Origin of the sequence: Brevibacillus choshinensis (assembly GCF_016811915.1) — a bacterium.
GTDB lineage: Bacteria > Bacillota > Bacilli > Brevibacillales > Brevibacillaceae > Brevibacillus > Brevibacillus choshinensis_A.
The window spans coordinates 1572960-1586828 of sequence record NZ_CP069127.1; the positions used below are offsets into that span (position 1 = coordinate 1572960).

Consider the following 13869-nt stretch of genomic DNA (forward strand, 5'->3'; position numbering starts at 1 on the left):
AAGAAGGAGGTTCGGAGAGAATGAAGCTGGAGAACTTGCAAGAATTGACTACGGAAGGTAAAAACGAAAGCACTCGGAACCTGGATCAGCTGAGCGCGCGGGGAATTGTGCAGCTGATGAACGATGAAGACAAAAAAGTGCCGTATGCAGTTGAACGCGTCCTGGATCAGGTGTCTGATGCAGTCGAGCTGATCGTGGCATCGCTGGAGCAGGGGGGGAGACTCTTTTACTTTGGCGCGGGAACAAGCGGTCGTCTGGGAATTCTCGATGCGTCTGAATGCCCGCCTACCTTTGGGACTGATCCTGAGCTGGTTCAGGGTATCATCGCAGGCGGACCATCCGCGATGATTCGTGCGGTCGAAGGGGCGGAAGATTCCGCTGAGCTCGGCCAAGAGGATATTCGCAAATATGGTGTGACCAAACAAGATGTGGTCGTCGGGATCGCAGCAAGTGGTCGAACGCCGTATGTGCTCGGAGTGCTGAAGGAAGCGCAGGCGATCGGGGCGCGCACCATCGCGGTGTCCTGCAATCAGCCTTCGTTTATCAACAAAGGAGTAGATGTGGCGATCAATGTCGTCGTGGGACCAGAGGTTTTGACAGGCTCAACACGTCTGAAAGCAGGCTCTGCTCAAAAGCTGGTGCTCAATATGCTGACCACAGCGACGATGATCAAGCTGGGCAAGGTGTACGGCAACCTGATGGTGAATGTCCAGGCGACAAATCTGAAGCTCAAGGAACGCGTCAAGCGGATCGTCATGGAAGTGACCGGAGTCGGCTATGCAGAAGCAGAACGTCTCGCAGATCTGGCAAAAGGGGATGCGAAGACCGCGATTCTGATGAAGCTGACAAACACCAGCAGGGAAGAGGCAGTACAATTGTTGAATCTTACCAATGGAAGAATTCGGGAGGCAATCCAGAAATACAGTTAACCATTGAGGAGGGTTTCCATGTTGCCAGAACACATTCGCTCCGAGCTGTGCGCGATAGTGGGCGAGAAGCATTGTCTGGATCGGCAGGAAGCGTTGGTGGCCTACTCGTATGATGCGACCCCGATGCAGCAGTCGCTGCCGGACGTCGTGGTCATGCCGCAGAGTACAGAAGAGGTGCAGCAGGTCATGCGGGTAGCGGCCAAGCATCAGATTCCGATCGTCACCCGCGGGGCAGGCTCCAATCTTTGCGCGGGCACGATTCCGGTCGGGGGCGGCATCGTTCTCGTCTTGAACCGGATGAATCAGATCGTGGAAATCGACGAGCAAAACCTGACGATCACGGTACAGCCCGGCGTGCGCACCGCGGACATTCATCAGGCAGTCGAAGCGCGCGGTCTCTTTTATCCTCCAGACCCGGGCAGTATGGTCATCTCGACCATCGGCGGGAATATCGCACTCAATTCGGGAGGTCTGCGCGGGCTGAAATACGGTACGACAAAAGATTACGTTCTCGGGCTCGAGGCAGTTCTGCCGAATGGAGAGGTCATACGCACCGGCGGCAAGCTGATGAAGGACGTGGCTGGCTATGACTTGACCAAGCTGCTGGTAGGCAGTGAAGGCACTCTGGCGATCATCACGCAGGCGATCCTCAAGCTCATTCCGAAGCCCCAGACCCAGCGTGTCATGCTGGCGATGTATGCCGATATGGCCCAGGCGGCTCGATCTGTGTCCGACATTATCGCAGGCAGGATCATCCCGGGAACGCTGGAGTTTTTGGATCAGGGCACGATTCGCGTCGTGGAAGACTTCAAGCAGATCGGATTGCCTACGGATGTGGCAGCCATTTTGCTCATCGGTCAGGATGGAGATGCGGAATCAGTGGATCGGGACATGGAGAAGATCGCGGCCATCTGCAAGAAAAACGAAGCCGTCCAGATCAAGGTCGCAACGACACCGGAGGAAGCAGATGAGGTCATGACGGCGAGACGCAGCGCTTTGGCAGCTCTTTCCCGGATGCGCCCAACCACGATACTGGAAGACGCGACCGTTCCGCGGGCGCAGATCGCCCCGATGGTGGCAGCGATTCAGAGCATCACGGAGCGGTATGGACTGCATATTTGTACCTTTGGTCATGCAGGTGACGGCAATCTGCATCCCACCTGTATGACCGATGCGCGCAATCACGAAGAAATCGAGCGGGTCGAGGAAGCTTTTGCGGAAATATTCGACGCCGCCATCAATCTCGGCGGGACCATTACAGGCGAGCATGGCGTCGGGATCGTGAAGGCGCCTTATCTGGAATGGAAGGTGGGAGCTGCAGGGATCGAAGTGATGAAGGGCATCAAGCGTGCGTTTGACCCTCACAACCTGCTCAACCCCGGCAAGATGTTCGCGAAAGAAACCCGGAACAGAGTGGTGATCGATCGTGCTTAAAGAAGCTCTGATAGAGAAGCTGGATTACGAAGAATTGTCCAATTGCATGCGCTGCGGCTTTTGCCAGCCGGCCTGTCCGACGTTCCGGGAGACGGGCTATGAGGCGGCGTCTCCGCGGGGGCGTATTGCTTTGATGAAAGCGGTAGCGGATGGGGTGATGCAGCCCGACCAGGATTTCGTCGATCAAATGAACCTGTGCCTCGGCTGCCGCGCCTGCGAACCGGTCTGTCCGGCGGGTGTCCCCTATGGTCAGCTGATCGAGCAAACAAGAGAGGCCATCGAGGAAGTCCAAGAGCATCCGACGTGGGTGAAAGCAGTGCGCAAGGTCGCCTTCACTCATCTTTTTCCACGCCAGGACCGCATGTATCGATTAGGCAGCATGCTGCGCTTCTACCAGCGTTCCGGAATCCAAAAAGCCGTTCGCAAGCTAGGGGTGCTCCGGATCTTGCCGAAGCAAATGGGCGAGATGGAGGCGATCATGCCGGAAGCGTCAGGGAGAGGGATCAGAGAGTTCCTCGGCGCTACGGTCATCCCGGCAGTCGGCGAGCGGAAAAGACGGGTCGGCATGTTTCATGGCTGCATCATGGATGTGCTGTTTAGCGAGACTAATCTCAATACGGTGCGGCTATTGACGGAGGCGGGCTGCGAGGTCGTGATCGCGCAAGGTCAGGTGTGCTGCGGCGCGCTGCATGCCCACAGCGGAGAGCGGGAAGAAGCGAGAAATCTGGCCCGTAAAAACATCGAAGCATTCACCAAGGCGGGTGTGGACGTGATTGTCTCCAACGCAGGTGGATGCGGGGCGATGCTCCAGGAGTACAATCATTTGCTGGAGAATGATCCGCAGTGGCATGAGTCGGCCAAATGGTTTTCTTCGCGCGTCAAGGATATCAGCGAGCTGTTGGTGGAGCTGGTAGAGCCGGACGCTTGGGCAGGTTTGCCTGAGTCGAAGCGGGTCACGTATCAATCCTCCTGTCACCTGCGCAACGGCATGAAGGTTACGAAAGAGCCGGTGAATCTTTTGCAATCCATCCCGAATGCCACTTATGTGCCGCTGCGGGAAGGCGACCGCTGCTGTGGCTCGGCAGGCATCTACAACCTCGTGCAGCCAGAGATGGCAGGCAACCTGCTGGATGAGAAAATGGGCCATGTCGCTGCTACCCAAGCGGACATTTTGGTCACCTCGAATCCAGGGTGCCTTCTGCAGATGAAAGCCGGCATCAAACGTGCGGGCCTGGAAGGTCAGATGGAAGCGGTGCACATCGTCGATTTATTGGCTGGTGCCCGGAGAAAAAATGGAACCTCCTCGGACCTGCAAGCATAAACTGAAAGGGAAAAGTCCTTGCATTGCTCGATCGCTCGGGTATGCAAGGGCTTTTCTTTTGTTCATTACTTTACGTGCTCCAATACGCTTTTGAGATTGGCTGCAGAATCTTGCGGAATGCTCAGGTTGTAATGATTTCGGACTGACAGATAGACCGCATTCAGATTTTGGCTGCTCTTGCTTTTGCGATACGCTGCAATTTGCTTGGCAAACTTCGGGTGGTGGATGACGTCCCGACTCCAGTCCCACACGCGAGGCTTCAGGGCATCCTTTCGTGCTTGATCCAGCATCTGAGGAAAGCGCGTGAGGAAGTAATGGCCGATTTTTTTGCTGGCGTTGTTGTAGGGTGCTGTATACATAGCATCGTGGTAGCCTGAGCTGTAATCGTTGCTTTTGTACGGAATTCCATTGACGAGAATGAGGTCACGGGGCTGCATCGGAACCATCCCTGGTAAAAGCTTGACTTGAAAGTACGCCCAGCCAGCCGGTGTCTTTTTGCCGGGGAGGACGAGCTTGATGAATTGAAAAACGCGATCGTACGCATATTCTTGGCGAGATTCCACAGGGCCTGCATCCATACTGAGCGGTGAGTCGGGATAGATGTAGCCCTGAGGATCCACCGCGAAACCGGGAAGGCCAACTTCAACAGCCCAGCGAACCGCCACATCATCCGAATCCTTCAGATCAATTCCTCCATGATACGGCCGAACCCCTCCAAACATGCGGTACAGAACATTCGCCACAAATTCTTTTGTTGCAACTCCATCATCGATCTCGCTTGGCAGGACGTACCCTGCATCGATGAGAGGCTGCAGGCGTGCATTCATCTGGAGCCGTGCCCTGGTTTCCCGCAGCTTGTTTCCTTCATCGGAATAGGTTTCTGTTTGCTCAATGCTTTGGTCCAAAGCATCGAGTTGAATGTCAGCAGGATAATGGGGAGGGAGGATTGCGATCATTTCGTAGAGATTCCACAGAACGCCCTTTTTTGATGAGACGAACATGCGATGGTTATCGAAGGACAGCTTCCAGTACAAGCCACCCGTGTCCATGTCCCTGATATAGTCATCGGGTGAGTAAGGACGCACCATCGCAGGCACCTGCGGGTTGGCAATGGAGACCATCTGCACATTCAGAAACAAATATTTTTCCGGATTCGGCGGAAGCTTGTAGGTGATGCGATAGCTGGGGGCTGCCGCTTCAGCAGCAGTCAGGGCCGGGGGTGGAATAAGGACGGCCGACGCGCAAAGCGAGCTTGCGAGCAGAGCAGTCAAAATCCGTTTGCCGATCATACTCCCATCATCCTTTTCGTCGTGATGTTCTTTAGACGCAGGAGGAAGTGGCAAGTTTCGCATTGGTTACCGTTTTTTTCCAAGTAGAGAAACGTTCCTGTCACCCGGCAGTGTGGTATAGTTAGGAGAAAATTTTGGAAGGGCGGAAGGAGGAGTCGATAGATGCTCAGCTTGGGCACGTTAACTGCATTTGCGCTGGTTTCACTCGGAATGGTCTGCTCGCCCGGACCAAACATGATCTACCTGATTTCACGAACGATCACACAGGGACGAATGGCAGGAGTCATCTCCTTGTGCGGAGTCATGCTGGGATTCGTCGTCTACATTCTCGCTACGATGTTCGGATTGACAGCCATCTTTACCACTGTCCCTGTCGCTTACGAGATGATCAAATGGGCAGGAGCGGCCTATCTGCTACATCTGGCATGGAAGGCGATCAAGCCGGGCGGGGAATCGGTCCTGCAAGCACGGACACTCGCGGTCGAACCACCGCGCAAGCTGTTTCTGATGGGCTTCATGACGAATCTGCTGAATCCGAAAATCGCGGTTTTATATGTTTCTTTGCTGCCTCAGTTCCAAGATCCTGCACATGGCTCTCTCTTTGTGCAGAGCTCGATCTTGGGTCTTACGCAAATCACGATCAGTTTTCTGGTCAATTTACTGATCGTTCTGACAGCGCATAGGGTGGCAAGCCTTTTGGGAGCGCGTCCGACTTGGATCAAGGTCCAGAAGTGGATGATGGCCAGTGTCTTGACGGTGTTGGCGGCAAGAATGGCGTTGGATCGCCGTTGACAGAATCGAAATAGAGGAGAGAGCATGTTGAAAAGAGCCGATGTCGTATCCGCTATCATTCGGGATGAAACAGGGAAGATGTTGATCGTAAAGAATCGAAGGGGCGATTCCTTTTATTGGGGTCCGCCTGGAGGCGCCGTGGAGGAAGGAGAAACGCTGGAGCAAGCACTCCTTCGCGAGGTGAGAGAAGAGACAGGCTACGGCATTCGTGTTAACGGTTTGAGCTCAGTGCGGGAAGCATTCATGAAAGACAGAGGCCATCATGTGCTGTTTTTTACCTTTTTTGCAGAGGTCATCGATGGGGGAATAGAGATCAATGACCCAGATGGCGATATCGTGGAAGTGATGTGGGCGGATGCCGGGCAGGCAAAAGAGCTGATGCCATCTCTGGTGGAAGCTCTCAAACTGGAAGCTGATCAGGAAACAGGCAAGCCTTTCTACGCTTTTGAGGGGACAAGGTAAAAGAAGTCCTTGCGTAGCTCGATCACTCGGGCTATGCAAGGACCTTTGCTTTTTTCCCGATCCATGAACTAAAAAGTCAACCCGCCATCGACACTGAGCACGACCCCGTTGATAAAACTGGCTTCATCGGAAGCGAGGAACAGGTAGGCATTAGCGACATCCTCCGGTTTGCCGAGACGGCCCAGCGGCGTCTTTTCCACCATGGTTGCCAAAACCTTGTCAGGCACTTTTTCCGTCATGCCTGTCTGGATAAAGCCAGGTGCCACTGCATTTACCCTGATTCCCTTGGGGCCAAGCTCTTTCGCCCATGTTTTGGTCATGCCGATCACGCCTGATTTCGTGGCGGCGTAATTGGTCTGACCGATGTTGCCGTAAATTCCGACAACAGAGGCGGCATTGAGAATGACGCCTTGCCCTTGATTCAGCATGACGCGGGCGGCCGCCTGTGTGCAGTAGAAAACGCCAGTCAAATTGACAGCGAGCACTTGATCCCACTGCGGAGGGGGCATTTTGACCAAAAAGCCGTCACGGGTGATCCCGGCGTTATTGACCAGGACGTCCATTCTGGAAAAGCGGGCGACTGTGGCGTCCACCATTTGCTCCACTTCATGCATGTTCGCAACATTGACCTTGACGAACTCAGCGCTTGCCCCAATGCCCCTCAATGCTTTGACAGTTTCCAAGCCCTCATCTTCATCGTAGTCAGCGATCATTATTTTTGCGCCGTTTTGGGCAAACAGCATCGCTGTCGCTCTCCCGATGCCATTTGCCCCTCCTGTAATCAATACGGCTTTGTCCTTCAAACGCATGATATTCTTTTCACACCCCTGCGATCTTTTGCAAGTTCTTTTCAGACAGGCGCAAGAGGGCAAGCTGGTTTTGCTTGATGGTGGAAACGAATTGATCGTGCAGGTTCGCCATCACCTGGATACGCTCACTTCTTTCTTTGTCAGCTTTTTCGATCAGATTCAGCGTGAAGTCGAGCGGTGCTTTCATGATGGCTTGCGTTTGCTCAGAAATGTTCTGCATGGCGTCGCTTTGGGTCAGGTAAACATTTTTACTGGCTGCCTCTTGATACAGCTGCTGTGCTTTTTCACGCTGTTCGCCGAGATATTGACTCGTGAGCTTCCAGGATTGGCGGAGGATTTCGTCCTGCTTTTGCAACTCAGCCGAGAGTTGCGAATGCAAGGCCTCGTATGGTTGCCAGCAAGCGTTCACAAGTGTTTCGCTCAGTGATGCGGATTCTTCTTTATGGCGTTCCTTCTGACTCATCATGACCACTCCCATTTTTTTGATTATGTTTCTCTACGCGATCTCCATCTTTTCGGACGGGAAGCATGTAGAGGTCGAACATGGAACTGTACATGCTGAAAAAGTGACTCAACATCGTTTGGTAACGCTGCAGTTCATCGGCATATTGCTGCAAGTACTTCTCGCCGATGTCAGTGAGGGAGTACAGGCGTTTGGCTGGACCGCTTGTGGTGGTGTCCCATTCGGAGTTTACATAGTTGTCCTTTTCCAGCTGACGCATCAAACGGTAAAAGTTTCCCTGATCCACCGAGAGAAAGCCGAGAGAGGTAAGCTGTTGCATCAGTTCATAGCCATGGGCAGGCATGCGGCTCAATAACAGCAGGATAAAGGGCAGCACTATATTTTTAGGCGCTCCTGCAAGCCCGCCGGATGTATTATCTTTTGTCATCATTCATCACCTTCTCATTACCACATACATGTATTTTACACCTAGATGTTCGACTTGTATACTGGCAAATGGAAAAAAAAGCCGATATCCCCATTTGATGAGGAAAATCGGCTTTGCTGATCGAGCGATTCATTGATTCCTTTATGAATCCCGTTCCTTCAGCCATGCTGCTGTCTCGGGATAGACGCTTTTGCGGGCCGTGCTTCCGAATACGAGGGATACGTGGCCGACATTGTAGCTGTTCTCCTGCTTATCTGCAGAACTGACAAGCTCAAGGAGTTTCTGGGTCTGGCTGCATGGTGCGATGTGATCCGTAGCGGCTGTGAGAATGAGTACAGGGCAGGTGATCGTTGTCAGATCGACGCTGCGGCCGCGAAGAACGATCTCGCCTTTGATCAGCTTGTTCTGCTGGTAAAAGTCACGAATCCACTCACGATACGCCTGGCCCGGGAAGTCGGTGCCATCATTGACCCATTTGTTCAGAAGACGCCAGTTATGCACGAAATGCTCGTTGTTCACATTGGAATAAAGATGCATCATCGGGTTGACGAAGTTGTTCAGGGGTTTCAGCATTTTATTGCCAAAGTCGATCATTTGGGAGGGAACGTTCCCGTAGGTTTCTACGAGTTTATCAACATCAAAACTTTTTTCATCCAACCATTTGTTGAAGAGGGGGGCATGACGAAAATCGATGGGAGCTGCCAGAACCACCAGGTTTTTGACTCGCTCCGGAAAAAGCGCCGCATACATGGTGCCGATCGTCCCGCCCATGCAGTAGGAAAACATGGTCACTTGAGAATGACCGCTATGCACGCAAGTACGCTCGACCGCTTTGTGCAGATAGTCGAAAATGTATTCGGCAAATCCGTTGTGGCGATCTTCATAACCAGCCTCGCCCCAGTCCAGCATATAGACGTCGAAGCCTTCTTTTACCAGATGCTCGACAAAAGAGTTGCCGGGTTCAAGATCGAGAATGTATGGCTTGTTGATCATGGCGTAGAGCATGAATATCGGAGTGCGATGCTTGACTTCTGCACCTGGCAGCGAAAAACGGTAGAGCTTCGACTTGTTTTTGCGCCAGATCACTTCTTTCGGGGTAAGGCCCGTATCGGGCTGTGCTTTCGTGAGGACATGGCAGACCTTTTGAAAGCGATCCATTTCGATTCCGTTCAAATTCGATTCCCTCCAAAGAAGCGCCCCATTACCGCTCGGGCACAATCCTAAATGATGACTACATGTACATTCCGCCGTTTACGTTGATGCATTGACCGGTGATATAGTCGCCATCCACTGTCAGGAAACGGACTGCTTTGGCGATTTCCAGCGGGGTGCCGAAACGGCCTTTTGGAATTTTGGCGGTGATTTTTTCCTGCACTTTTTCAGGAACCTCTGCCACCATATCCGTAAAGGTATAGCCTGGGCACACAGCGTTTACGGTTATGTTATGTTTCGCCGTTTCCAGAGCCAGAGACTTCGTAAAGCCGATCATGCCGGCTTTTGCTGCAGCGTAGTTGGTTTGACCAAAGCCGCCGGATTGGCCGATGATGGAGGAAATGTTGATGATGCGGCCATAATCCTGCTCGATCATTTTTGGCAGGACCTGCTTCGTCATGTAGTACAAGCTGTTCATGTTGGTCGAAATCACTTCGTTCCACGCTTCTTCCGACATGTTCATGAAGCGGGAGTCGCGGGTGATCCCCGCATTATTGATGAGGATATCGATCGTGCCGTGGGCCTCGATGACCAGATTGCAGAGGCGAGAGATGTCTTCCGTTTTGGTTACGTCCCCTTGGAAGGCGGAGACGTTTGGATTGTATTCGCAGATTTCCTCGACAACTTGCTCAGCTCGCTGGGCATTGGATACGTAGGTAATGGCAACAGTAGCGCCATGCAGCGCCAACTCCTTCGCAATTTCTGCACCAATCCCTCGCGAGCCTCCCGTAACCAGTGCTACCTTCCCTTGCAATGGATTGTTCAAAGCCGCCAATTTCTTCTCCAAAAGTGCCATCGTCCCATTCCTCCTGTTTATTCGCTAGCTTGGTCTTCGCTTTTTGAACCGCGTTTGCGGCTGCTCGCAGCATTGCTTTGCAGATTCGCAGAGATTGCCTCCAGCTGTCCGGCAATACCGGAGAGCTGGTCACGGATCGCAGAGGTGTTTCCAGTGGATTTTTCTATTTCCAGAAGGCGTTCTTCGACTGCGTCGACTTTCGCTTCCAAGCCGATGATGAGGTCCATCATGCGGGAAAAATCGTTTTTCGTAGGGACGTTGTAGGCTTGGAGCAGCTTTTCCGCATGGGTTCGCATCATCTGTTCCATTTGGAGGGATGTAGTCAACAACTGCCCGGAGATTGCCGCATATTCATCGCTCTCGAGCCATTTCTGCATCGATTTGGAGATCGTCGGCTCCACTTCGGTGTAGAGGGATTTCCAAACAGAAAATGGGTCGGTGTAATTAGGAGTTTGCATGAGATTCACCTTGCCCCTTCTTGCTGAAATACGTGCATGAGGGAGCGGAACTGCTGCTCGATTTCCTTGTGCACAGCCACCTGCTGTTCTTGCAATGTTTCCAGCTGCTTCACAAATAGATCGGCTCTGTCGCTAGTCAGTCTGCCAATGAACTTCTGCGCCTCTTCCTGCTGCCTGTTCAGCGTCTCAACTGATGCTGTCACGGTTTGCTTCATCATGTCCAATAGCTGACCGGTGTTCTTTTGGGATTGCTCCCAGTAGTACTCTGTCAATTTCTCCACAGTGTCCCCTCCAATTTTGCGTAAATCTCTCTGGTATGGCAGTTGCTGGTATTTTGCATGTACATATCTACACTAAAAGACTGCAGCATGTTTTGAAAACAGTTTTTCATTGACTCCATTTGACAAGAAAGTCGAATGGAAATCAGGTGTGTATGTATCACTCTCCCTTGATTGCATCTGGGTGAATCAGGTTTTTGCAAACATGTCTGTTATATGAGTCTGTATCGAAAAACATGTCGAATCAGAAAGAAAGACCGAGTAAATTCATGTTAAAATTTTTCCGTGCACATTCACAAAAAATTAACAAATAAAACACGATTGAAAATATCGTCAAAATACCCGGGATATAGTGAATAAAAATGCGGCCGTCCTTTCAGGATACTCCCCTGAAAAAACGGCCGCTCGCTATTTAAAAATCGATCTTGAATTTCAGGAATCCAGCCTTGCGCAGCGCCTCATAAATAATCACCAGAGCTGGCCCGATTATGAGGCCGAAAAAACCCAGGACCTGAAAGCCGAGAAAGAGGCTGACCAACGCTGCCAAAGCGCTGATTCCCAGACTCGATGCCAAAATCTTCGGTTCGATGATACGCCTGATAATGGTGATCGAAATGAAGAGAATGATCAGACCGATGGCGAGGTGTTCCTTATCCGTGAAGAAATTGTAGACCGCCCACGGTACGAGGAAGGAACCCGTTCCCAGAATGGGGAGGATGTCTACCAGCACGATTAGAAGGGCGATGACAGCCGAATACTTGACCTTCAGGATGATGAGTCCCAGCCACGCAATCATGAACGTGACGAAGCTGAGTATGATCTGGGCACGTAAAAAACCGATTGTAGCGCGATTCAGCTGGGTCAGCACCACATTGATCTTCTCTCTGGCTGAGACGGTGAACATCCGCATGAAGCCGGCTCGCAACCTGGGCAGGTCCAGGCTGATCAGGAAGAGCGCGACCAGATAGATGATGGTTGTCAGCAGGAAGCCGGGAATAGTCGCGACTCCTCCGAGAATCCCTTTTGCCAAAGTAGATGCGGTGGAGATCGCCGACGTTTTCAGGCTGTCGAAGACTTGCTGAATTTGGTTGACGGTTTCAACCGGCAGGGTCGAGTAATACAGCTCCCATTGTCCAAATGTGGACTCGAGGAATTCAAAAAGACGCTGGGAATAAGTGGGCAGACGCTGAGCCAGATCCACGCTTTGCACGACGATCTGGGTGCCCAGCCAATAGGCGATGATGGCAAAGGATAAAAGAAACAAGAGAAAAGAACCGATAACGGCACTCAATCGATTCATACGCAGACTCCGGATGAGAAACAACACCAGTGGTTCCAATAAAATCGCAGTGACTAATGCAAGGATAAAAGGAACGGAATACGGCAGTAGAAATAGCGCGATGGCCAGGACAACTCCCAGCAATATCATTTTCCGAATCGTCATCAAAAGGCTCCATTCTCATTCTTATAAGTGGCGGGTTATATCCAATCTTACCTATTTTATCATTTTTGATAGGGGGAAAACAATGGAATCGCGCTAGTGGAAAGAGGGTGTCAAACGGGCGGACTAATCAAAAATATTTGAGCGGAAGTGAACAATATATCAAAATAATAAGTAAAAATAAAAAAATACAAAAAATCAGGTATAGGCAAATTGCGTGATATGATACTTATCTATATGATTCTCGGCCAAGAGTCTTAAGGATTTATAGCAAAAAAAAGGATGCAGGGCGTAGAGGAAGCTATTTACATTGAGTATAAAAACCAACCTCTGCTAAAATGTGAATTGTAATCGACACAGTTCGACAAATTGTCAAAACTGGTGTAGATATATATCATTTCTATTCTAAGTGAGGTGTCAGAATGAAGCGGTTTGGATTAGCCATTCAGATTGTCATCGGTCTCATTCTGGGTATCCTGGTAGGCGCCATTTTCTTCGGCAATCCTGCTGTGGCAACCTATTTGCAGCCAATTGGTGATATCTTCCTTCGTTTGATTAAAATGATTGTCATCCCAATCGTAATCGCGACGTTGATCGTCGGTGTAGCTGGCGTGGGCGACGTCAAGAAGCTAGGTAAGATTGGCGGTAAAACAATTCTGTATTTTGAAATCGTTACCACGGTTGCGATTGTTGTTGGTCTTTTATTCGCAAACATCTTCCAGCCGGGTGTCGGCGTGGATATGTCTCATCTGTCCAAAACGGATATTCATTCCTATGTGGAAACAGCTGAAACCACGCAAAGCCACAGTATGATTGATACATTCGTCAACATTGTTCCAAAAAATATTTTTGATGCCATTGTCCGCGGTGACATGCTCGCGATCATCTTCTTCTCGGTCCTGTTCGGGCTGGGGGTAGCTGCGGCTGGAGAACGCGGTAAACCGGTATTGAATTTCTTTCAGGGTGTGGCAGACGCCATGTTCTGGGTTGTAAATGCGATCATGCGTTTTGCTCCATTCGGGGTATTTGCCCTGATCGGCGTAACCGTATCCAAGTTTGGTCTTTCCTCACTGGTTCCGCTCGGGAAATTGGTGATTTTGGTTCACGTCGCAATGCTGTTCTTCATCTTCATTGTCTTGGGAACCATTGCACGAATGAGTGGAATCAAAATCACGCAGGTCATTAAAATTTTGAAGGACGAGCTGCTGCTGGCTTACTCGACATCCAGCTCGGAAACCGTTTTGCCGAAAATCATGGAAAAGATGGAACGTCTGGGCTGTCCAAAAGCGATCACTTCCTTCGTGATCCCGACAGGCTACTCGTTCAACCTGGATGGTTCGACGCTGTATCAGGCGTTGGCAGCCTTGTTTATCGCTCAAATGTACGGTATTCACATGCCGATCAGTGCACAAATCACACTGATGCTGGTTCTGATGGTCACCTCCAAAGGGATTGCCGGTGTACCTGGCGTATCTTTCGTGGTTCTCTTGGCGACATTGGGTTCTGTTGGAATCCCGCTGGAAGGTCTCGCATTCATCGCGGGTGTCGACCGTCTGCTGGACATGGCGCGTACCGTAGTGAACGTAGTCGGAAACTCCCTGGCAGCTGTTGTTATTTCTCGCTGGGAAGGTCAATTTGACAAGAAGAAAGCTGAGCAGTACCTGAAAGAAGTAAGTGGTGCAAAAGCTGCTTAATTGTATAAAAGCCAACAAGCCTTTTGTCTGGAGCAATCCGGGCAAAGGGCTTTTTTCTTTTCGG

The 13869-nt window shown here is 51.2% G+C and carries 15 protein-coding genes; 6 read left to right on the forward strand and 9 right to left on the reverse strand.

Features of this window, described 5'->3' with window-relative positions:
* The first annotated feature begins 20 nt into the window (after positions 1 to 20).
* From murQ to JNE38_RS08230, 3 genes are read left to right on the forward strand one after another with little or no spacing between them, the layout of a single operon-like run.
* Positions 21 to 929, forward strand: coding sequence for an N-acetylmuramic acid 6-phosphate etherase (gene murQ, locus JNE38_RS08220; RefSeq protein ID WP_203356106.1), 909 nt, complete (start codon positions 21 to 23; stop codon positions 927 to 929).
* An 18-nt stretch (positions 930 to 947) separates the two neighbouring features.
* The gene (locus tag JNE38_RS08225) at positions 948 to 2363 is read left to right on the forward strand and encodes an FAD-binding oxidoreductase (protein ID WP_203356107.1); all 1416 of its coding nucleotides are present in this window, start codon (positions 948 to 950) and stop codon (positions 2361 to 2363) included.
* Positions 2356 to 3684 (forward strand): (Fe-S)-binding protein, encoded by a 1329-nt coding sequence (locus tag JNE38_RS08230; RefSeq protein ID WP_203356108.1) that lies wholly within the window; start codon positions 2356 to 2358, stop codon positions 3682 to 3684. Before JNE38_RS08225 ends, JNE38_RS08230 begins: the two co-directional genes overlap by 8 nt.
* A gap of 65 nt (positions 3685 to 3749) precedes the next feature.
* On the opposite strand, the gene JNE38_RS08235 is transcribed toward JNE38_RS08230, so the two are convergent.
* Complete coding sequence (locus JNE38_RS08235; RefSeq protein ID WP_203356109.1) at positions 3750 to 4973, reverse strand: hypothetical protein; 1224 nt, start codon at positions 4971 to 4973, stop codon at positions 3750 to 3752.
* Positions 4974 to 5135: 162 nt separating this feature from the next.
* Between JNE38_RS08235 and JNE38_RS08240 the strand changes: the two genes are divergently transcribed.
* The gene (locus JNE38_RS08240) at positions 5136 to 5765 is read left to right on the forward strand and encodes a LysE family translocator (protein WP_203356110.1); all 630 of its coding nucleotides are present in this window, start codon (positions 5136 to 5138) and stop codon (positions 5763 to 5765) included.
* 24 nt (positions 5766 to 5789) lie between these two features.
* Positions 5790 to 6227 (forward strand): NUDIX hydrolase, encoded by a 438-nt coding sequence (locus JNE38_RS08245; RefSeq protein ID WP_343071571.1) that lies wholly within the window; start codon positions 5790 to 5792, stop codon positions 6225 to 6227.
* 68 nt (positions 6228 to 6295) lie between these two features.
* On the opposite strand, the gene fabG (JNE38_RS08250) is transcribed toward JNE38_RS08245, so the two are convergent.
* The 8 genes from fabG (JNE38_RS08250) to ytvI form a co-directional block, all read right to left on the reverse strand.
* Entirely contained in the window at positions 6296 to 7036 is a 741-nt protein-coding gene (gene fabG / locus JNE38_RS08250; RefSeq protein WP_203356111.1) for a 3-oxoacyl-ACP reductase FabG, read from the reverse strand.
* Between the two features lie 10 nt (positions 7037 to 7046).
* Positions 7047 to 7502, reverse strand: a complete 456-nt coding sequence (locus JNE38_RS08255) for a hypothetical protein (protein WP_203356112.1) — start codon at positions 7500 to 7502, stop codon at positions 7047 to 7049.
* Positions 7477 to 7929, reverse strand: coding sequence for a poly-beta-hydroxybutyrate-responsive repressor (gene phaQ, locus JNE38_RS08260; RefSeq protein ID WP_203356113.1), 453 nt, complete (start codon positions 7927 to 7929; stop codon positions 7477 to 7479). Before phaQ ends, JNE38_RS08255 begins: the two co-directional genes overlap by 26 nt.
* A 138-nt stretch (positions 7930 to 8067) precedes the next feature.
* A complete protein-coding gene (phaC, locus tag JNE38_RS08265; protein ID WP_238933592.1) occupies positions 8068 to 9099 on the reverse strand; it encodes a class III poly(R)-hydroxyalkanoic acid synthase subunit PhaC in 1032 nt (343 codons plus the stop codon).
* A 58-nt stretch (positions 9100 to 9157) separates the two neighbouring features.
* Positions 9158 to 9934 carry a 3-oxoacyl-[acyl-carrier-protein] reductase gene (gene fabG / locus JNE38_RS08270; protein ID WP_203356114.1) on the reverse strand — a complete coding sequence of 259 codons (777 nt, stop codon included), beginning with the start codon at positions 9932 to 9934 and terminating at the stop codon, positions 9158 to 9160.
* 17 nt (positions 9935 to 9951) lie between these two features.
* Positions 9952 to 10401: a hypothetical protein gene (locus JNE38_RS08275; RefSeq protein WP_203356115.1), complete on the reverse strand. Its 450-nt coding sequence runs from the start codon at positions 10399 to 10401 to the stop codon at positions 9952 to 9954.
* Positions 10398 to 10673, reverse strand: a complete 276-nt coding sequence (locus tag JNE38_RS08280) for a hypothetical protein (RefSeq protein ID WP_203356116.1) — start codon at positions 10671 to 10673, stop codon at positions 10398 to 10400. Before JNE38_RS08280 ends, JNE38_RS08275 begins: the two co-directional genes overlap by 4 nt.
* Before the next feature lie 409 nt (positions 10674 to 11082).
* Complete coding sequence (gene ytvI, locus JNE38_RS08285) at positions 11083 to 12114, reverse strand: sporulation integral membrane protein YtvI (RefSeq protein WP_203356117.1); 1032 nt, start codon at positions 12112 to 12114, stop codon at positions 11083 to 11085.
* A 419-nt stretch (positions 12115 to 12533) separates the two neighbouring features.
* Between ytvI and JNE38_RS08290 the strand changes: the two genes are divergently transcribed.
* Complete coding sequence (locus JNE38_RS08290; RefSeq protein ID WP_203356118.1) at positions 12534 to 13805, forward strand: cation:dicarboxylate symporter family transporter; 1272 nt, start codon at positions 12534 to 12536, stop codon at positions 13803 to 13805.
* The last annotated feature ends 64 nt before the right edge of the window (positions 13806 to 13869 follow it).